Origin of the sequence: Dethiosulfatibacter aminovorans DSM 17477 (assembly GCF_900142005.1) — a bacterium.
Taxonomy (GTDB): Bacteria; Bacillota; Clostridia; order Tissierellales; family Dethiosulfatibacteraceae; genus Dethiosulfatibacter; species Dethiosulfatibacter aminovorans.
The window spans coordinates 1-20,792 of sequence record NZ_FQZL01000039.1 but is presented as its reverse complement, the minus strand read 5'-3'; the positions used below and the strand labels follow the sequence as shown (position 1 = coordinate 20,792).

At 38.7% G+C, this 20,792-nt stretch carries 17 protein-coding genes and 1 pseudogene; 3 read left to right on the top strand and 15 right to left on the bottom strand.

Going from position 1 to position 20,792, the window contains the following annotated elements; all coding sequences use genetic code 11:
• Positions 1 to 45: 45 nt before the first annotated feature.
• From BUB05_RS16760 to BUB05_RS16735, 7 genes are all read right to left on the bottom strand, one after another.
• The gene (locus BUB05_RS16760; RefSeq protein WP_073050760.1) at positions 46 to 507 is read right to left on the bottom strand and encodes a hypothetical protein; all 462 of its coding nucleotides are present in this window, start codon (positions 505 to 507) and stop codon (positions 46 to 48) included.
• A gap of 145 nt (positions 508 to 652) precedes the next feature.
• Positions 653 to 1,321, bottom strand: a complete 669-nt coding sequence (locus BUB05_RS16755; protein WP_073050759.1) for a hypothetical protein — start codon at positions 1,319 to 1,321, stop codon at positions 653 to 655.
• Complete coding sequence (locus BUB05_RS18770) at positions 1,321 to 1,485, bottom strand: hypothetical protein (RefSeq protein WP_175548589.1); 165 nt, start codon at positions 1,483 to 1,485, stop codon at positions 1,321 to 1,323. The genes BUB05_RS16755 and BUB05_RS18770 overlap by 1 nt, the downstream gene beginning before the upstream one ends.
• A 115-nt stretch (positions 1,486 to 1,600) precedes the next feature.
• A complete protein-coding gene (locus BUB05_RS16750; protein WP_073050758.1) occupies positions 1,601 to 1,903 on the bottom strand; it encodes a hypothetical protein in 303 nt (100 codons plus the stop codon).
• A gap of 168 nt (positions 1,904 to 2,071) precedes the next feature.
• Positions 2,072 to 2,794: a hypothetical protein gene (locus tag BUB05_RS16745; protein WP_073050757.1), complete on the bottom strand. Its 723-nt coding sequence runs from the start codon at positions 2,792 to 2,794 to the stop codon at positions 2,072 to 2,074.
• Positions 2,795 to 3,227: 433 nt separating this feature from the next.
• The gene (locus BUB05_RS16740; protein ID WP_073050756.1) at positions 3,228 to 4,421 is read right to left on the bottom strand and encodes an IS110 family RNA-guided transposase; all 1,194 of its coding nucleotides are present in this window, start codon (positions 4,419 to 4,421) and stop codon (positions 3,228 to 3,230) included.
• A gap of 312 nt (positions 4,422 to 4,733) precedes the next feature.
• Positions 4,734 to 6,071, bottom strand: coding sequence for a CCA tRNA nucleotidyltransferase (locus tag BUB05_RS16735; RefSeq protein ID WP_073050755.1), 1,338 nt, complete (start codon positions 6,069 to 6,071; stop codon positions 4,734 to 4,736).
• A gap of 147 nt (positions 6,072 to 6,218) precedes the next feature.
• On the opposite strand from BUB05_RS16735, the gene BUB05_RS16730 reads away from it, so the two are divergent.
• Positions 6,219 to 7,454 carry a stalk domain-containing protein gene (locus BUB05_RS16730; protein ID WP_073050754.1) on the top strand — a complete coding sequence of 412 codons (1,236 nt, stop codon included), beginning with the start codon at positions 6,219 to 6,221 and terminating at the stop codon, positions 7,452 to 7,454.
• Between the two features lie 76 nt (positions 7,455 to 7,530).
• Here the strand turns inward: BUB05_RS16730 and BUB05_RS16725 are convergent, their stop codons facing one another.
• The 4 genes from BUB05_RS16725 to BUB05_RS16710 form a co-directional block, all read right to left on the bottom strand.
• Positions 7,531 to 7,923 carry a hypothetical protein gene (locus BUB05_RS16725; RefSeq protein WP_073050753.1) on the bottom strand — a complete coding sequence of 131 codons (393 nt, stop codon included), beginning with the start codon at positions 7,921 to 7,923 and terminating at the stop codon, positions 7,531 to 7,533.
• Between the two features lie 69 nt (positions 7,924 to 7,992).
• Positions 7,993 to 8,826 (bottom strand): alpha/beta hydrolase, encoded by an 834-nt coding sequence (locus BUB05_RS16720; RefSeq protein WP_073050752.1) that lies wholly within the window; start codon positions 8,824 to 8,826, stop codon positions 7,993 to 7,995.
• Entirely contained in the window at positions 8,807 to 9,940 is a 1,134-nt protein-coding gene (locus BUB05_RS16715; protein ID WP_073050751.1) for a YibE/F family protein, read from the bottom strand. The genes BUB05_RS16720 and BUB05_RS16715 overlap by 20 nt, the downstream gene beginning before the upstream one ends.
• A 4-nt stretch (positions 9,941 to 9,944) precedes the next feature.
• On the bottom strand, positions 9,945 to 10,628 hold the full coding sequence (locus tag BUB05_RS16710) for a metal-dependent hydrolase (protein ID WP_073050750.1): 684 nt from the start codon (positions 10,626 to 10,628) through the stop codon (positions 9,945 to 9,947).
• Between the two features lie 252 nt (positions 10,629 to 10,880).
• Here BUB05_RS16710 and BUB05_RS16705 point away from each other — a divergent pair, with 252 nt between their 5' ends.
• Together BUB05_RS16705 and BUB05_RS16700 are read left to right on the top strand one after the other, a co-directional pair.
• Positions 10,881 to 15,167, top strand: a complete 4,287-nt coding sequence (locus BUB05_RS16705; protein ID WP_073050749.1) for a 2-hydroxyacyl-CoA dehydratase — start codon at positions 10,881 to 10,883, stop codon at positions 15,165 to 15,167.
• 67 nt (positions 15,168 to 15,234) lie between these two features.
• A complete protein-coding gene (locus BUB05_RS16700) occupies positions 15,235 to 16,059 on the top strand; it encodes an Mrp/NBP35 family ATP-binding protein (protein WP_073050748.1) in 825 nt (274 codons plus the stop codon).
• A 99-nt stretch (positions 16,060 to 16,158) separates the two neighbouring features.
• Here BUB05_RS16700 and BUB05_RS16695 read toward each other — a convergent pair whose 3' ends face one another.
• From BUB05_RS16695 to clpX, 4 genes and pseudogenes are all read right to left on the bottom strand, one after another.
• Positions 16,159 to 16,419, bottom strand: coding sequence for a MoaD-like domain-containing protein (locus BUB05_RS16695; protein ID WP_073050747.1), 261 nt, complete (start codon positions 16,417 to 16,419; stop codon positions 16,159 to 16,161).
• 1 nt (position 16,420) lies between these two features.
• Positions 16,421 to 17,008 (bottom strand): ribosome biogenesis GTP-binding protein YihA/YsxC, encoded by a 588-nt coding sequence (gene yihA / locus BUB05_RS16690; RefSeq protein WP_073050746.1) that lies wholly within the window; start codon positions 17,006 to 17,008, stop codon positions 16,421 to 16,423.
• A gap of 1 nt (position 17,009) precedes the next feature.
• The gene (gene lon, locus BUB05_RS16685; protein WP_073050745.1) at positions 17,010 to 19,349 is read right to left on the bottom strand and encodes an endopeptidase La; all 2,340 of its coding nucleotides are present in this window, start codon (positions 19,347 to 19,349) and stop codon (positions 17,010 to 17,012) included.
• Positions 19,350 to 19,502: 153 nt separating this feature from the next.
• A pseudogene (clpX, locus tag BUB05_RS16680) lies at positions 19,503 to 20,507 on the bottom strand (ATP-dependent Clp protease ATP-binding subunit ClpX); the annotation flags it as partial.
• Between the last annotated feature and the right edge of the window lie 285 nt (positions 20,508 to 20,792).

Below are 20,792 nucleotides of genomic sequence, written 5' to 3'. Positions count from 1 at the left end.
CCCTCCAATCAAGCTTTAATTAATAGGGAATATTTCACAAATATCTTATCGATTTGATGTCCAAACATTTCTGTCCATATTCCCTTTATCAGCTGAGCCCCCTGTTCCAATTTGTCTATCAACATAGCAAAGTTCGTACAATACATCAAAAGCAAGCTCATTACTGATACCTAAACTTTTAGCACAGTTTGAAGTATTTGTTACTCCATTACTCCTAACATATGCAAATACCTTTTCTTTCAGTTCTAAATTATTTTGCTTTTCTTTAGCTTTCTTCAATAGTTCAACTTCTAATTGTTGTTTTTCCACTTCATTATCATAAAAAGCAATGACTTTCTTATAATATTCATCCGCTTGTTCCGCATATTCTAATGCCTGCAACTCGCTTTTTTTGGATTCTTTTTCAGCTTTTCTTGCTGAAAAGAAAACTATTATATTCCAAATCGCAGCTGATATTCCAAGTAACATCATTACAAATTGAATTGTAAGTTCTCTATTAATGCCCATGGCCAAAACCCTCCAATTTATAGTGTATATAGAATCATTATCCAAAATATTTCTACATCAATGAATCGAATACACTTTTATTTCACTCAATGATTCTTGAACATGAAACTTTAATTTGTAAGTAATAAAGGCATATAATTCACTTCTATCTTTTTACCATTTGAACTCCAGTAGCAAATCCTGAATGTAAAGATTCTACGCTTCTTCTTGTTCTTTTACTGAAGTCCTCTTTATCTAATATTTCAAGTGTCTTTTCTTTATATAATTCAGAACCAGTAATCAAGAAAGCACGTCTATAGTAGTCAATTGCAAGTAATGGATTGTTATCTAGCTGTTCTCCTATAAAAGCATAATACTCCGCTTGTTCTTCCAGATTTTCGAAGTAAGCCTTAAATCGTGTATCAAAAGATTCATTAAATTCAATATATTCAGTTCTGATAAAGTCCGAAGGAATAGTCACATTTTTTGACTTTATTACAATAGTGTCTTTACCGTGGGCCTGCATCCAACCCATTTCATAAAAAATATTAGCCATTGTTTGAGGTGATATGGTTTCATCAATAATTGCAATACCTACTGGTACACCCATAGCTATATTCCATATTTTAAGCAAGAAATCTTTACCTGTTGTCATACTATTTGCATCTACCCCATTATATGAAAACTCATTCATAATTCTTGTGACTGAATCTCTCATTTGCTTCAATTCATCGGAAATGGGATCTCCTAATTTAGTCATTAAAAATGCAGTTCGTGGTCTAATTATTATTGGTTTATCCTCAACATCACCATCAGTAGGTCTATAAAAAATCATTAATTATTACCTCCTGTAGATTTACGTGCTACAGGTACATTTTTATATGGCCCTGGACTCTTTTTGTGACCAATAATTTTTCCTGCTGCTCTATCAATTTTCACATAATGCCCTGATTTAGGATTTTTCACCTGCACAACATCTTTTTTGTTTTTTATAGCCATGATGTTCCTCCTTTTTCGTTAATCAATTTTCTAAATTCTCTTGCATTATAGAACAGAATTATATCTGCGTTTCATTCATAAATTTCTATACTTCAAGCTTTAATCTATAGAGATGCTATAAAACGCTTCCATCTACTAGCTCGTTAATATGTTTGTCTTCAAGAATGGTCTTTTCTGGATCAAGATCAAGAACAGAAAACAATTCATTCCCAAGTTGGTTTTCTCCTATGTGAAAGAACTGATGTACAATGAACAATCTCGCTTCATAATCATATTCTGCAAGCAATTGTCGTACTCGATTTTCTCCATCAGTTTTTGATATTAGATCATTTTCTATAGTCAGAATCAACCATCTATATTGATTTCCGAAAGGTACATTCTTTTCTTGTTTCATCGCAATTACATCATTAATTGTCATCTTTATCCACTCCCCATATTCTCTTTATTCAAAATATCCTTGCATCAATTAATCAAACAAAAACTTGAGTTTCATCAGGCGACTTCTGTACCTGAAACCTTTAATCAATGAGATTACTCGATTATATAACTTATACTGTCATTCGCCAGCAACCTCCCAAAATTTTTATTACCATAAATAAGGTTTTTTAAAACATTCAATTGCAATATCAGGTTTTATAGCATCCCTATATTCTTTATGTGTAATTCTTCTGCTTTCATATATTTTGTTCTCATATGCAAAAAATGGTTGTACCCAATATACACCATTATCATCTCGCATACCCAATTCAAATTCTGCAGAAAACATACCCTTGATGACTTTTTCTTTGTTATAACATATTTTTAATGTAATACTCTCATCTGTATCAATCCTTCTATCTAACAATTCAAAATAATTTAACACACCTCTCTGAATAAAATCCTCATGTATGCTTTTAGTATTGAAAAGACAGGTAGTTCTTTTAAAATTCGACATAATTGCCACTTCATATACAGCCGTTTTACCAATATTTTTAATTGTATACTGCCTACTAACCCATGACTTTTTATCTAGTATTGTATCGTCATATTCTGCATATACAATATCATTCTCTACAATAACATTTTCTATTTTTGCTACAAATATTTCCATATCACAAGGTTGGCTATCTATACACGTTCCTGGTCGATTAAATGAATCCTTCATACTTTCAATTCGGAATTCTGGACGTTTCTTTCGTTGTTCTTCTTTCTTTAGTAGTTTCTCTTTCTTCTCTCTTCTGCTTTCTTTCTTTAAGTAAAAAAAATATGTTATAATACCACCAACTAAAGCGGAAATAGATGCAATAATTATTTCATTCAAATAACTCATAAACTTAAAACCATCCTTACACATTCTCTTCTTTTATTAATATCTGTCTCAAGATAATAATTTTGTAACACTATACTTGAGTTTATTGTATTGTCTATAAAGAATATCAAATACTTATCAAAAATAAACAAAACCCCGCTCATTTCGAACAGGGTCAATAAACCACTACAAAAAATAATACTTCTTGCTCCAACCCCATTTTCAACATATCCCAATAACATTCTATCACTAATTGTGAATCTCTACAATAGCAAATCAAAAATTGCATATGACTACATTGCATCAGGACAAGCTCCCCGCTAAATCTTGCTAATGTTTGTCAACCCCTTAATTAACTGTTCCAGAAAAATCATTGTCATCATCTAAATATAAAAATGGACAACCTTAATAGACCTACTACAAGGTAGATTTTTGATAAAATATAGAATTGAATTTATTGATAAAGCTCCATAGCACGAGCATAATAAATTCTAAGAAACTTATTAACGCCTGCCATTTTAGCAACTTTAAATGGTTTACCTTCTTGCTCTTTTTTTACCATGAAGAGATAGATTGGATCAGTAAGGGGTTTAGATACTTTAAGAGACTGCATAACCTCGTAACAAGCTTTTCTTAATGTAGCGCTGCCACGTTTAGATATGTGTCGATTCTTACTCTCATACTGTCCTGATTGGTATGGAGGAGCATCATTTCCTGCGAATGAGTTCAAGGCTTTGCCACTATGAAATCTTCTAATATCACCAATTTCAGCCAAGATAACCGGACCAAGCCGATCACCAACACCATTCATTGCTCGTAGAATTTTGTACTCTGGTATAGTTTCCGCTATATTCTGCATCTGGGAAATCACTTCATCTGCAGCATTTTGTGCTGCTGATACTAAATCCACCAACTGATTCTGAGCAGACAAGGTATAAATGTTATCTCCACGTGTCGTAATACCATTACTTGCAAGTTCGAATATAGCTAAGCCTTTTTGGGGTGCATAACGATCGTTGGTCTTCTTCATAAGTGTTGAGTAAGTAGCTAAAAAACGCTTTTTACCCATTTTTATAATGGAATCATATGAACCATATCTTTTTATGAATAGCAGTAATACGCATCTCTCTGGATGTCGACTAGTAAGCTTAAGCAATGAAGTGATTCCCGGCATAGTTTCATCCAAAAGATTTGTTAACTGTACTTTAGTCTTTGTAAGATATGATATTCTTTGTTTGTATTGTCTAGAAAGAAACTTTAAGTCTTCATATTTCCGATCTAAAGGACTGTAGGGCTTCAGCATATATGATTTTTCTAGAGCGAAAGTCGCAATGCGAATAGCATCTTTTTTATCCGTTTTAGATGTATGGATTTCAACTTCTCCAAATTTTTTCATTTGGTATGGGTTGACAAGGCAAACTTGGAATCCTTCAGCTTGAAGCTTCTTTAAAACCGGGTAGTGGTAATGGCCTGTATACTCCATCAGGATAATTAGTGGTTCGCTTAGATTTTTCAGATATTTCACAAGTGCATTCATCTCTGTTTGATTATGGTGCATATCAAACGGTTTAGCACGAACGCTGCAATCACTGTTAAGTATTGCTACTGTACTCTTATTTTTAGAAATATCGACTCCAACTGCAATCATAATGGTCCCTCCTTAATACTTATTAGTTTTGATTGTTTCCAACTCTTCAAGATCCATTCATATTCGTGAGTTAAACGGGAGTGATAAGATCATCCCAACTTGCTTAATTGAACGCAGGACAATGAAGGTTGGCTAACACATTTATCGCCGGGCGTGGTGTCCCAATCTAAAAGTCCGTTAGCCAATCACCTTCATTATAAAAAATAAGTAGAAGTTATTAAACCTCTACTTATATATTACGAATCTAAAGTTAGCAGTAATTTGGTTTCCAAATTTCTCATGTTGAAATTGGGTAACATTTCAATGTCCTTGTCAAATATCCAGGTCACCTTTCAATATATGCAGAGCATGGTTAAGAAGCTTGTCCTTGCTGTTCTCGCTTGGAAAATCCAGGACAATGGTTAGAAGCCTATCAAGAATCTGTCCAACAAGTGGACCTTCGTTTACACCAATTGTCTTAAGGTCATATCCTGTAATCTCAAGGTCCTTGAGGCTCAGAGGATCTTTCCTTCCTAGTATGGCCATGGTTTTCTCTTCCATGTTCTTGAGCTTGGCAAGTCCTTTTCTGTTGGACTTGCCTATGATATCTGCATAGTTGAGATTGAACATGTCATCCAGATTTTCCTTACCTACCTTGTTGATATACTTTTTAACACCCTTGTCACCTATATTTATTTCCTTTAGGGGATGGTATCTTATGAGTTTCCATACCTTGTCGATTATTTCATTTGAATATTTAAGCCTGGTAAGTATCTTTCTGCTGAGTTCCGCCGATTCTATGTGATGACCATAGAAATGTCCTTCGTCGTTTTCGTCCATGGTGAGGCAGTACGGTTTAGTTATATCATGGAAAAGAGCAGCAAGCCTTATTGCAGTCTTCGGGGCAGTATTGTCAAGGACCGCCATCGTATGGTCGAACACATCCTTGTCGTGATAGCTGCTGTGCTGTTGAAACCCTACACAAGGCATGATTTCAGGCAAAAGCTGCTCAAGTATGTTTGTATGAAGCATCTTGTAAAATCCCATAGAAGGAACCTGCGAAAGAAGAATTCTGTTAAGTTCGTTCTGTATCCTTTCCGGGCTAATATATTTGATTTTGCTGGAATTCATCCTCATGGAATCAACAGTACTGTCTTCTATATCAAAGCCCAGCTCAGACATAAATCTTATTGCCCTAAGCATGCGCAGGGCATCTTCTCTGAATCTAAGCTCAGGATCCCCTATTGCCCTTATGACTTTTTTCTTAATATCATCGACTCCATTCAATGGGTCCACAATATTCCCTTCCTTGTCCATGCATACTGCATTGATTGTGAAATCCCTTCTAGTAAGATCCTCCTCCAGATCTGTCGAAAAATGCACTACAGAAGGTCTTCTGCTGTCAACATATTCATAATCCATCCTGTAGGTTGTTATCTCATAGAAGGTAGACCCCACAATAACGGTTACAGTCCCGTAGTCTATTCCGGTGGGTATGGTTCTTTCAAAAATACTCATTATTGTCTCGGGATGGGCATTGGTGGTTATATCGTAATCTCTCACCGGTAATCCAAGGAGAAGATTCCTCACCGCACCACCGACGAGATAAGCTTCGTATCCGTTTTCATTTATTCTGTTCAATATATAGTGAACGTCCTTATTAATTTCCATAGCCAACCTCTTTTGTCATATTATTTACTCTAATTATAGCACAAAAACAACTCATCTAAAAAAAATTACTATTCAGACATAAAGTTCGTGACTAAAATCACCAAATTTGGTTATAATACTAACATCAGGTTAAAATGGCGGTGAAAAATGAAAAGAAAAATTCTTGCATTTACTCTAATATTGCTGATCATCACAAGCACGTTTCTTTTTGCTTATTCAGAGACATATACAATCTCGACAACGTATGATCTTGAAAACACAATATTGAGCAATCTCTACAACAGAAACACAAATATTTCCATAAACTACTCCGGAAGTCTCAACGGACTGGAAAATACTCTCAACGGTATCATCTACAAAGATGAATATCTGAAGTATACAATCGGAAACTGGAAATGGAGCTACAAGGGCTATGAAGGAAACATTGACATAAATATTGAAGCATCACACTTGATAAGCAGGACAGAAGAAGACATGTCCAACATCAAGATTGACGAAATACTCAACGACATAATTACGCAAAACATGACAGTTCATGAAAAAATCAAGGCAGTACACGATTATATAGTACTGAATGTTGCTTATGACAAAACACTTACCTACAGGACACAGTACGATGCTCTGTTCAGAAACACATCTGTATGCCATGGCTATGCTTTATTGTTCTATAGAATGATGGAAGAATTGAATATCCCTGTAAGACTTGTTATCGGAAGCGCAGGAAGCGCCCATATCTGGAATATGGTCCAGGTTGACAATACATGGTATCATATCGATACTACATTTGACGATCCGGTGCCAGACAGGTTGAATCAGGTTTCCTATGAATACTACATGTTGACTGAAGAAGAAATTTCTAAGGATCATGTTATAGAAGAAGAAAACATACCGCATACATCGACTACCTATGAATACCTTTTGAATGAGCTTGTTGAAAACTCAGGCAATTCCGTATACATCAATTTATTGAATTCGCTGGGGTACAGTTATACCAATACGGATACGTCGTCAACTCCTGCAAATCCAACAATAAACATCTTCGCACTGGACAATTATGTCGAATACGACAGCTCATACGGCTTTCCCTTCATAGATGAAAACAGCCGAACGCAGGTTCCATTCAGGATAACACTTGAAAACCTTGGTGCAGATGTATCATGGGATGGAGAAACAAGAACCGCAATTGCAGAGTTAAACGACATCGAAGTAAGGATACCAATAGGAGAAGCCTATATTGTCGTCAACGGAAGAATAGTACAAAACGACACAAAGTCACTTATAAAAGACGGCAGAACCTACCTTCCCATCAGAAAGGTGATGGAGTCCTTCGGCTATACTGTTGGTTGGGACGGTCTTACTCAGACAGTCCTTATCAGTGAATAGAATAGACTTATTGAAAACAAAAACAAAACCGGCCAGTGGCCGGTTTGATTTTTTTTGTTTAATTCATTGTTTTCAGCTAGATGAATGCGTGTCCTTCTTCATCGGTTATATCCTCTTCATCAAGAGTACATTCCGTCTTGGAACCGTAAAATTCAAGAACAGGCAAGACAAACATACATCCAACACCCGGTTCATTGAAACAGTCAAGTTCTCTTTTGATTTTCTTAACGATTCTTCTCAGCTTTTCTTCTTCTCTTACAATACTGAAAACAAGCTTGTTGTATGGCTTTCTACCATCAATAAGCTTTCTCATGCTGGCAAGCATAGGTACATGAACATTGTGATCCAAAAGAACCTTACCCATACCTTGACTGTCAATCGTAGTTGCGCCCAGCTCTTCTTCATAAAAAAGTTCGTGTATCATATCCAGTCTATATACATCATTTAATATTAAAAATAAAGCGTACACTATACTTTCCTCCTTTTCATTGTTTATTATATTATAGCACAGCAATCAACTTAAATAAACATTTATTCTTTATTCCACTCTTTCATTTATCCACTTCAGCAAATGGTCTATAACCTCATCCCTTTCCTTTTCGTTAAATATCTCATGGTAAAGTCCGGGATAAATCTTAATGGACTTGTCTATGGAACTTATGCTTTCATATAAATTGACCGATGCTTCCTTAGGGATTATTTTATCATTACCTCCATGAAGAATCAAACAGGAATATTCATATTTTGATAAGTTTTTTACGAGGTAGTCGGTTCCACTAACCAAAAATTGATAATAGAAGCCTGCAGTAGCCTTGTCAAAGCAGAGTTCATCATTTCTGTACCTGTTCACAACATCAGGATCTCTCGAAAGATTTTCAGACAGGTCATTTTTAATATAAAAATCAGGCTTTATATTGTTGGCAAGCTTCATGAACCTTCCTTTCAATCCCTTCAATTCATCGTTGTAGTATGAAGCCGCACCGGAAAGAACCTGTCCCTTGAGCTTGTCGGGATAGGTAATGCCGTAGAGAAGGGTTATGAACCCTCCCATGCTGTGTCCCATCATGTATATTGGTTTTCCAGGATTCTCATCTCTAGCAACATCAACAATACCGTCCGCATCAGTGACAAGGTCCATATAGTTTTCAAGATGACCTCTCTTCCCCTGGCTTTTTCCATGGCCCCTGTTGTCAAAACGATAGGTTGATATTCCATCTTCGTTCATTTTTTTGACCAGGTATTCGTATCTTCCCATATGTTCAGCAAATCCGTGAACGATAACAAAGACCGCTTTGGGATTTTCCACCTCATTTTTGCGGCACGCCAGTACAAGATTGTCCTTGGTCTTTACCTCAAATTCCTTCCCTGTCATTCTTGTGCCTCCTTCCAAACAAAACGCCTGCAACGACAGCTGTAATCGGAATTGTTAGAACTATTCCGATACTTCCCGTAATTGCCCTTATAATTTCAGTAGCTATTACGTCGAGATTGAGCACATCAGTCATTGTGGAGTTGTAGGCTGTGAATATCATCATTATGGGAAGTGAAGCTCCTGTATAGGCAAGTATTAGGGTATTTGTCATGGTTCCCATTATATCTCTTCCTACATTCATTCCCGATCCCATAAGTTTTCTAATGGTAATATCCGGTCTCACGGACTTGATTTCGTGCATGGATGAAGATATCGACATGCTTACATCCATTACTGCTCCCAAAGTACCAATTACTATTCCCGCAAAGAGTATGCCCTGGAGATTCAAGTCTATGTCTCCCGGCAGGTAGAGAAGCATGGCTGACTCTTCCGAATTGAGTCCTGTAAGGCTTGCCATTTTTCCCACTATATATGCAATGGTTGCAGACAACAAAACCCCTGCCAGAGTGCCTGTTATTGCCGATACGGTTTTCTCGTTTATGCCGGAAACCACAAAAAGTGTAAACACTGTAATAATGATGCTCGCTATAATGGAAACAAAAATGGGACTTGTCCCCTTTATTATCAGGGGAAGCATGAACTTGAGTATCACCAATATGGTTACTCCCAGGGTGACTATTGATTTGATACCCTTTACCCTTCCTATAATTATCAAAAGAATCAGGAAGATACCTATGATGTACATTTCATACTTGTCCCTGACGTAGCTTGAAATATGGACCTGCATGGTGTCTGAAGTCTTGTCCAGCACCAGGATGATCTCCTGGCCTTCTCTTACCCTTATGTTGTAGTATTCGTTGTCTCCCAGGTTGTTCTCTACAAGATATTCTTTTCCTTTGTAGTTGCCCTCAAGAATTCTAACCTTCACCACCTGTCTCTCCTGAATCATGGATCCAGCCTGGGCACCAAGGTCTTCAGCGGTCATATGGGTTACAATCTCCACAACCTCACCTCTGACAGAAATCAACTGGTCCATACCTGAATCAGAGGCCAAAGCCACCTGCACCGAAATCAAAACAGCAAGAATCACTAGCAAAACAATTTTATTCTTCATTCCGCTAATCCAATTCTATAGTTTCATGAGGGTCCATTACGATGACCACAGAACCTTCAACCATATCTTCAAATTCCACCGGATCGGTTTTAATCACATCGAAAGTATCATAGTGCATGGGTATGACAATTCCAGCTTTTATGAATCCGGCCGCCTTTGCCGCATCCTCTGCATCCATAGTGAAGTTCCCTCCTATGGGCAGCATGGCAACATCAATTTTTTCATCTTCAAGAAGCTTCATATCCATTGTCAATCCAGTGTCACCTGCATGGTAAACCTTTTTGGAGCCTGCCTCTATTACAAATCCCCCTGGATTCCCGCCGTAAATCATCGTATCTCCATCCATTATTCCAGACCCGTGCAATGCATTAGTCATCTTCACCTTTCCAAAATCAAATGAATACCTTCCTCCAATATGCATTGCATGCAGATTGGCAAGCCCTTTTGTGGAAAGATAGTTTACAATCTCATAATTTGCTATTACCAGAGCCCCTGTTTTTTTAGCAAGCTCTACGGCGTCACCAATATGGTCTCCATGGCCATGGGTTATGAATATATGAGTAAGATCAGTAAAGTCATCAACCCTTGCGTCACAATGCACATTCCCGCTAATAAACGGGTCTATTATTCCCTTGAAGCCTTTTTCTTCAATCAAAAAAACCGAATGTCCAAAATATGTTATTTTCACATTAACCTCCTGCTTGGCTTTGAAATCCAAGATTCCAAATATCCTTTTTCTTTTATTATTTAACATTTTCCATTAGCCAAACTCTTTTCACTATATCATTTAACTAATAATACTATATAAACAGTCTACATTTCAATCTTTACTATAATATTAAACTTTTTTACCCTTAATTTTTCATTAATTTTCAATACTTAAATTGATTTTTAGCATCTTTTTGTTATAATATTATATAATTATTTTTCAGGAGGCGCTATGAAACAGTTGTACAATGTAGGATTGGATATAGGGTCAACAACAGTAAAAATCGTAATAATAGACAACAAATACAACATCATTCACAAGGAATACAGAAGACATTATTCAGATGTGAGAAAAACTGTTATTGAAACAATAAAAAACTCAGAAAAAATATTGAAAAACAATAGAATGAAAATAAATGTTACAGGTTCCGGTGCAGTGGACATTTCGAAATTTCTTGAAATACCATTTATTCAGGAGGTTGCCGCTTCTACTGCAGCTATAGAGCAAAAGATACCTTATACCGATGTAGCAATAGAACTGGGTGGTGAAGATGCAAAAATCACCTATGTGTCGGGACAGCTTGAGCAAAGAATGAATGGCACCTGTGCCGGCGGTACGGGTGCCTTCATAGACCAGATGGCTATTCTTTTGAAAACCGATGCTGCAGGCCTCAACGATCTTGCAAAAGAACATGAAGTGATTTATCCTATTGCTTCCAGATGCGGAGTCTTTGCAAAAACGGATATACAGCCACTTCTAAATGAAGGGGCAAGAAAGGAAGACATAGCAGTATCCATTTTCCAGGCTGTTGTAAACCAGCCTATCAGCGGTCTTGCCCAGGGAAGACCTATAAAGGGAAATGTAGCCTTCCTAGGCGGACCTTTGTCTTTTTTGCCTGAACTAAGAAAGAGATTCATTGAAACTTTGAAATTGAAGCCGGAACAGGTGATTTTCCCTGAAGATTCACATTATTTTGTAGCGCTCGGAGCCGCAATATCAGCAGAAAATTCCGATGAAACGAATATAGGAAAATATCTTGAAAAAATCGAACATATAGACAGCAGCAAGATAAACAGAAAAAAAGAATTGGACAGTCTTTTTGAATCCGACCGCGATTATGAAAAATTCAAGGAGAGACACGGACAGAACAAGGTTGTAAGAGAAGATATCAAAAGCTATACAGGAAATGCATTCCTTGGAATTGATGCAGGTTCAACAACCACAAAAATCGCTCTCATTGGAGCCCAGGGCCAGCTTCTGTACTCATATTATGGGAGCAATGAAGGAAATCCCTTAATTTCAACAATAGGCGCCTTAAAGAGCCTCTACAAGGAAATGAACGACTCAACAACCATAGTAAAATCTACTGTCACTGGTTATGGAGAACATCTTATAAAAGCCGCCCTAAGTCTTGACCTGGGCGAAATAGAAACTGTAGCCCACTACAAGGCTGCTGACTTTTTCCTAAAAGGCGTTGATTTTGTAATAGATATCGGCGGCCAGGATATGAAAAGCCTTAAGATCAAAAATGGAGTAATCGACTCTATAATGCTGAATGAGGCATGCTCTTCAGGATGTGGATCCTTCATTGAAACCTTTGCAAATTCATTGAACATTTCAGTGATGGAATTTGCCGAAATGGCTGTAAAATCCCACCACCCGGTAGACCTCGGAACAAGATGCACCGTTTTCATGAATTCAAAGGTCAAACAGGCACAGAGAGAAGGGGCAACCGTAGGGGATATTTCTGCGGGAATATCATACTCGGTAATCAAGAACGCCCTGTTCAAGGTTATAAGACTTAAGTCCGTTGATGACATGGGTGATAAAATCGTCGTGCAAGGGGGCACTTTCTACAACGATGCCGTTTTGCGAGCCTTCGAACTCATAACTGAAAGAGAAGTAATACGTCCCGATATAGCAGGTATCATGGGCGCCTTCGGTGCAGCTCTCATAAGCAGGGAAAATGCAGGCAAATCGAAAAAGAGTAGTGTTCTGGGACTGAAGGAACTCGACGAGTTCACAAGTGATGTATCACTTGAAAGATGCGGTCTTTGCGGAAACAACTGTCTTCTTACCATCAACAGGTTCAACAGCGGCAGGTCTTTCATTACAGGAAACAGATGCGAAAAGGGATCCGAAAAAATACTTAAGAGCCTCAAGAAAAAAGATGTGGAGGAAATACCAAACCTATATAAATACAAATATGAAAGAGTCTTCAACTACAGGTCACTCCCTCTTTCAGAAGCAAAACGCGGCATGATTGGGATACCCAGGGTCCTTAACATGTATGAAGACTATCCCTTCTGGCATGCTTTGTTGACCAGTCTTGGATATAGAGTGGTGCTTTCATCCCATTCCAATAAGAAAATTTATGAACTTGGAATTGAGACAATTCCATCAGAGTCTGTATGCTATCCGGGCAAGATTGCCCACGGACATATAGAAGACCTTTTAAACAAGAAAATCAAAAAGATATTCTATCCATGCGTACCTTATAATATCAAGGAGGATTCAAGGTCCGACAACCACTACAACTGCCCAGTAGTAACCTCCTATCCTGAAACAATAAAGGCAAACATGGATTTGGCACACAAGGATATCAAGTTTTTCAAGCCTTTTGTAAATCTTGACGACAAGGAAACCCTGATAAAGAAACTTTTCATAACCTTGAAGGAAGAAGGGGTTACCGAAAATGAAATAAATAAAGCAGTGGAAGAAGGATACAGGACCCTTTCAACATACAAGGCCGACATCAGGAAGGCAGGTCAGGATGCCATTGATTACATAAACACCAAGGATGCCTACGGCATAGTACTTGCCGGAAGACCCTACCATATAGATCCTGAGATAAACCACGGAATTCCGGAAATGATAAATTCCTACGGTTTTGTCGTCTTGTCTGAAGACAGCATGGCACATCTGTCAAGAGCCAAACGTCCTCTAAGGGTGGTAGACCAGTGGGCATATCACACCAGACTATACAACGCTGCCGAATTCGTTGCAAAGAGAAACGACATCGAGCTTGTACAGCTTACCTCCTTCGGATGCGGTCTTGATGCAGTCACAACAGATCAGGTACATGAAATTCTTGAAGACAACAACAAGATCTATACCTTGATAAAAATCGATGAAATAAACAATCTTGGTGCAGTCAGGATACGTATCCGTTCCTTGCTTGCTGCAATCAAGGAAAGACGCGAAAAAAATATTCTTGCGAAGGAAGCGCCTCCCAGATACAGGAAGGTGATCTTCACAAAGGAAATGAAAAAGGATTATACGATACTGGCACCTCAAATGTCGCCGATTCATTTCCAGTTTTTCAAGACAGGTGCCCATAAATCCGGAATAAACGTTGAAGTCCTCCCGTCTGTGGACAAGAACGCTGTCGACGAGGGACTCAAATATATAAACAACGACGCCTGCTATCCTTCAATCATAACAATCGGACAGTATTTGAACGCCTTAAAATCCGGAAACTATGACATTGACAAGACTGCTCTTATAATGTCTCAAACCGGCGGCGGCTGCAGAGCTACAAACTATATAGCTTTTACAAGAAAGGCCCTTAAGGACAACGGCATGGAGCAGGTTCCCGTGATATCATTTTCCGCCGGACTGGACAAGCATCCCGGATTCAGGATCACTCCAAGGCTGATTCACAACCTCATTATGGGTATAGTCTACGGCGACCTTTTCATGAAGGTACTGTATAAGACAAGACCATATGAAAAGATACAGGGCTCTGCAAACAAGCTGTATGAGCACTGGGTGGAGGAATGTCACAAATCCATCGAAGCAGGTGGAATAAGAAGATTCCATGACACTATTCGTGGAATAATAAGGGATTTTGATAATCTTGAACTGGACGATTCAATAGTGAAGCCAAAGGTTGGGGTTGTAGGAGAAATACTGGTTAAATTCCATCCTACTGCAAACAACGACATTGTAGGGCTTCTGGAAGATGAAGGAGCAGAGGCTGTAGTGCCTGACTTGCTGGATTTCTTCCTCTATTCGTCATATAATTCAATAATCAAGCACAGGGATTATATCAAGAGGGACTGGAAAAAGGCATATCTCAACAAGCTTGCAATCAAGTTCATAGAAGGTTACAGGCATGTCATGAAAAAAGAACTTGCCGAAAGCAAAAGATTTACACCCCAGGTTCCTATTGCTGAACTGGCCAAAGGAGCCGAAAAGCATCTCTCGCTTGGCAACCAGATGGGTGAAGGCTGGTTCCTTACTGCTGAAATGGTAGAACTTATCGAAAGCGGAGTAAACAACATAGTATGTCTTCAACCGTTTGCATGTCTGCCGAACCACATAACAGGCAAAGGAATGATTCAGGAACTCAAGAAATCCTATCCTGAATCCAACATAGCTCCAATAGACTACGATCCTGGAGCAAGTGAAGTCAATCAGATTAACAGGATTAAGCTCATGCTTGCTGCAGCAAACAAGAACCTTGTGAAGAAAGAACAGATTCCAAAAAACATCATCGACAAGGAAGCTATGTAGTATATTGACAAAATTTAAATTTAATGATATTATCATTTTTGGCAATAGCCATTAAGGAGGAATAAACATGGCAGATAATTGTAATTCATGCCCTTCAAACGGGACATGTTCAGCTGAAAAAAAAGAAACTTGCATGATAGAAAACAATCCGCTTAACAACGTTAAACATATAATCGGAGTAATGAGCGGAAAGGGAGGCGTTGGTAAATCAACTGTTTCCGCTGTACTGGCCTACGAGCTCCTAAGAAACGGCTTTAAGGTGGGCTTGATGGATGCAGACATTACAGGTCCAAGCATACCGAGGCTTGTAAAGCTGCAAGATAAAAGAATAACAAGCAGTTCTGAAAAAGGAATGCTTCCAATAACTGCACCAGGTGGACTGAAGGTAATGTCTACAAACTTCCTTGTTGAAAACGAAGACTCACCTGTACTTTGGAGAGGTCCTATAATAGGAAATCTTGTAAAGCAATTCTGGACTGATGTTATATGGGGAGATCTTGACTATCTTATAGTGGACATGCCACCGGGAACTGCCGATGTCGCCATTACCGCTATGCAGTCAATGCCTATGTCGGGTATCGTAATGGTTACAATACCGCAGGACATGGTATCTATGATTGTGTCAAAGGCTGTTAACATGGCAAACAAGATGAACGTACCTGTTCTTGGAGTGATAGAGAACATGAGCTACATCAAGTGTCCAAACTGCAGCGAAACCATTGATATGTTTGAATACAACGATGATAATTTCATAGCTCCTGATGTTGACATACTTTGCAAGCTTCCAATGTGCAAGGAACTGATAAATTTCGCTCAAAAAGGAATACTTGGAATTGGCGACGACATACTGAGCGAATTCAACAAGGTAATAGCGGCGATAACGAAACTGTAGATTTACTGCCCTAACCTTATCAATCAATAAAAAAACCGGAAATCCTGTAAATATACAAGATATCCGGTTTTATTTTTATTTGCAGGTCAATGCCCGTTTTCACCCTCCACCTCTGAGAAAGGCGATTCTGAGCTTGTTTGTAAATTCATCATATATGTCCGACCTTATTTCCAGGTCTACTCTAACACATATGAACTCAAGTTTGCCTCTGATACTTTTTTCCTCGTCATGTATCAGTGCCTTCCAACCATCTCCGCGAAAAACAACATCATCTTCAGTGGTTCCTATGGATTTGAAATATTCAACAAATTCCTCTCGCTTGAAGGAATTGTATATTTTTTCAACTTTAATGGTTTCCATATTACTTCTCCGACAGTTCCTTTATCTTCGTCCAGACGGCGTCCCTGTTTAGCTTATCCGAAGCTGAAAAAGGAATTATTTTCCTTACATCGTCTATTCCAAGAGCTTTTCTTATGTCCGCAATATGCTTTTGCCTCTTGCCCTTTGATATCTTGTCTGCCTTTGTGGCTACAACATATCCTTCAAATCCACATTCCCTTATCCAGTTGTACATAAGTACGTCGTTTTGACTGGGCACATGTCTGATGTCCACGAGAAGGATAACATCCTTTAACTGATCTCTATCATTGAGATATTCCTCTATCATCTTTCCCCATTTTTCACGTTCTTTCTTGGAAACCTTGGCATATCCATATCCCGGAAGGTCTACAAGCATCTGGCTGTCATTTATGGAATAAAAGTTTATTGTCTGAGTCTTTCCAGGCTTGGCACTGGTTCTTGCAAACCTCTTTCTGTTTATGAGAACATTTATAAGGGAGGATTTCCCGACATTGGACCTCCCTGCAAAAGCAACCTCCGGATAATCCGTTTCCGGATATTGGCTTTTATTACCTGCTGTCATAAGCAGGTCTACTTTTTTTATAATCAATCTATTCACCTTTCACAAGTGCATTTTCCAATACATCTTCCATTTTTTCAACGAAGACGAATTCCATTGTCTTCTTGACATTTACAGGAATCTTGTCTGCATCCTTCTGGTTATCCATAGGAAGCAATACCTTTGTTATTCCTGCTCGCTTGGCTGCAAGGACCTTCTCTTTCACTCCTCCTATAGGAAGCACTCTTCCTCTAAGGGTAATTTCTCCAGTCATGGCAACATTCTTGTTCACAGGTATACCTGTAAGTGCGGAAACAACTGCAGTAGCCATTGTTATTCCTGCCGAAGGACCATCCTTGGGTATGGCTCCTTCAGGTACATGGATGTGAATGTCCTTTTTCTTGTAAAATTCCTCTTCTATATCCAGCTTGTCAAGATGAGCCCTTATATAACTCAATCCTGCCTGAGCCGATTCCTTCATTACATCTCCAAGCTGGCCAGTCAGCTGAATCTTGCCTTCACCGTTCATAAGGTTGACCTCTATGAAAAGTGTCTCTCCTCCTACGGCAGTCCATGCAAGTCCAGTTGCCAGTCCCACCTGATGAGTCTTGTTTGCTTCATCATATCTGTATCTAGGTATTCCCAGATACTTTTCAAGATTTGTCTTTGAAACTGTGACGCTTTTCTTTTTCTTTTCGACAAACTGAACTGCTGATTTTCTGATTATGCTGCCGATTTGTCTTTCAAGATTTCTTACACCTGACTCACGGGTATATTTCTGAATTATCTCAGTAAGAGTGTTGTCAGACATCCTGAATGCATCACTAGTGAGACCGTGCTCTTCAAGCTGCTTTGGAAGGAGATATCTTTTTCCAATCTGCAGTTTTTCCTGGTCAGTATATCCTGATATCTCTATTAGCTCCATCCTGTCCAGCAAAGGTCTTGGAATGGTGCTGGTAGTGTTGGCAGTTGTAATGAACATAACACTTGAAAGGTCAAAAGCCGTTTCAAGGTAATGGTCCGTAAAGGTTCCATTCTGCTCCGGATCCAGTACTTCAAGAAGTGCTGATGCCGGGTCTCCTCTAAAATCACTGGCAAGCTTGTCAATTTCATCAAACAGAAATACAGGATTGTTTGACTTGACTTTGGATATGTTTGATATTATTCTGCCAGGTATGGCTCCTATGTACGTTCTTCTGTGTCCCCTTATTTCAGCTTCATCCCGCACTCCTCCAAGGGACATCCTGATAAACTTTCTTCCAAGTGATCTTGCTATGGATTTGGCTATGGATGTCTTTCCGACTCCAGGAGGTCCTACAAGACATATAATCGGACTCTTCATTTTGGGATTGAGCTGTCTTACCGCAAGAAATTCAAGAATCCTTTCCTTTACATCCTCTAGTCCATAATGGTCCTCTTCAAGGACATTTCTTGCGAAAGCTATATCCTTGTTGTCCTTTGTTGATTTGTTCCACGGAAGCTCTATGAGCCAGTCAAGATATGTCCTTATCACTCCTGCTTCAGGTGAGGATGAATTGATCTTCATCAGTCTGCCAGCTTCCTTTTCAGCTTTTTCCCTGGCTTCCTTCGGCATCTTGGCCTTGCGAATCTTTGCCATGTATTCGTCAACTTCACTGCCGGTATCGTAATCCTCTCCAAGCTCCTGCTGAATGGCTTTCATCTGTTCCTTCAGATAGTATTCCTTTTGAAACTGGTTTATCTGCTTTCTTACTCTCTGATTTATCGATTCTTCAAGCTCTATTACCTTGATTTCCTGTCTAAGAAGTATTTCAAGTCTTTCGAGCCTTTCATAGGGATTGAGTATTTCAAGGAGGTCCTGCTTGTCAGCAGACTTCAAGAAAATATATGAAACTATCATATCAGACAATCTGTTTGGCTCATTTATTTCATTGATTGACATGATTGCATCATCAGGAATCTTGGTATTGATTGTGCAATATTCCTCAAAAGATTCCTTGACAAGTCTCATTATGGCATCGGTCTTGTCTTCTATCTCAATATCATCTTCCATATAATTGTATTCTTCAATTTCAACCTTTAGGTACGGCTCCTCGTCAACAAGAGATATTATCCTTCCTCTGGTTATTCCCTCTACAAGGACTCTAATATTGTCACCGGGCATCTTCAGCATTTGCTTTACCCTGCTGACAACTCCAATTTCATAGTATTCATCCTCTGTCGGATCATCTATGTTTGCGTCCTTCTGTGTAGTGAGAAAAATTATGGAATCCTTTACCATTGACTCTTCAAGCGCATTTATAGATTTTTCCCTGCCAACATCGAAATGTACTACCATATTCGGGAATACATGCATTCCCCTTAGAGGAATCATGGGCAGCGTTTTAACTTCTGTACTGTAACTTACTGTCATATTTATCGACTCCATTTCCATTTATTCGACAAAGCATCCTTGTTGCGTGTAACATATAATAGATGCTTTTGCGTGCATAGTAATTTTATCAGCAATGTCTCCTATATTCAATAAAAAATGCCTGAAACCAGGCATTTTTTTATATTTCATTATCTAAGCTGTCTCGTGATTGTCATCAATCTTCATCTTGGACTTTGAACTCAATACAAGAGTTGGGTCCGTCTTATTGACTATTGTTTCTCTTGTCACTATGCATTTCTCTATATCGTCTCTTGACGGGATATCAAACATTATGTCCGTCATAACCTTTTCAAGGATTCCTCTCAGACCCCTTGCACCGGTTTTGATATGTAGAGCCTGCATGGCGATTTCTTCAAGGGCTCCCTGTTCAATTTCGAGCTCAACGCCGTCAATCTTGAAGAGTTCCTTGTACTGGTCAACAAGACAGTTTTTAGTGTTAGTCATAATGGAAATCAATGCTTCCTTGTCAAGTTCCTTGAGAGTCACTATCATAGGCATTCTTCCTACAAACTCCGGAATGAGACCAAACTTAAGCAGGTCTTCAGGCTCAACATTTGCTATAAGCTCGCCAAATGACTTGTCCTTATTGTTCTGAACATCTGCTCCAAATCCCATGGACTTCTTGCCGATTCTTTTTTGTATGATTTTTTCCAACCCTGCAAAGGCACCACCAAGGATAAACAAAATGTTTGTAGTATCAATCTGTATGAACTCCTGATGAGGATGCTTTCTTCCACCCTGTGGAGGAACATTGGCAACCGTACCTTCCAATATTTTCAGCAAGGCCTGCTGTACGCCTTCACCGCTGACATCCCTGGTTATTGACGGATTGTCCCCTCTTCTGGCAATCTTGTCGATTTCGTCAATATAGATGATACCTTTCTCTGCAGATTCAATATCATAGTCTGCAGCCTGAATGAGCCTAAGGATGATGTTTTCAACATCTTCTCCTACATAACCAGCTTCGGTAAGGGAAGTTGCATCTGCAATAGCAAATGGCACGTTAAGCATTTTAGCAAGAACTTGAGCAAGGTATGTCTTACCGCTTCCTGTTGGTCCAAGTACAAGGATATTGCTCTTTTGAAGCTCTACATCCTTTGTTCTCTTCTTGTTGTTTATCCTAGAATATTCATAAAAACTACATAAAACCCAAAAAACTCAGTAAATTCAACATGTTACTCAAAAGGTGTCCTTCACCCGTTGGGTGAAGCAAATCTTCATCAAAAATTAAAGAAAAGAACCCGATTTTGTGGTAAAGTTTAAGTGCCTAAACAAAAACATATCACAAAAGGAGTTCTTTCTATGACAAGTTTACAGCATAGTGCATTAAATTTCAACAAAAGTCTTTCATACAATTTTGATGGAGGCAACCTTTCATCGGATTCAGGGCTTCTTCTGGTCCGTTCATTTATTGAAAAATTG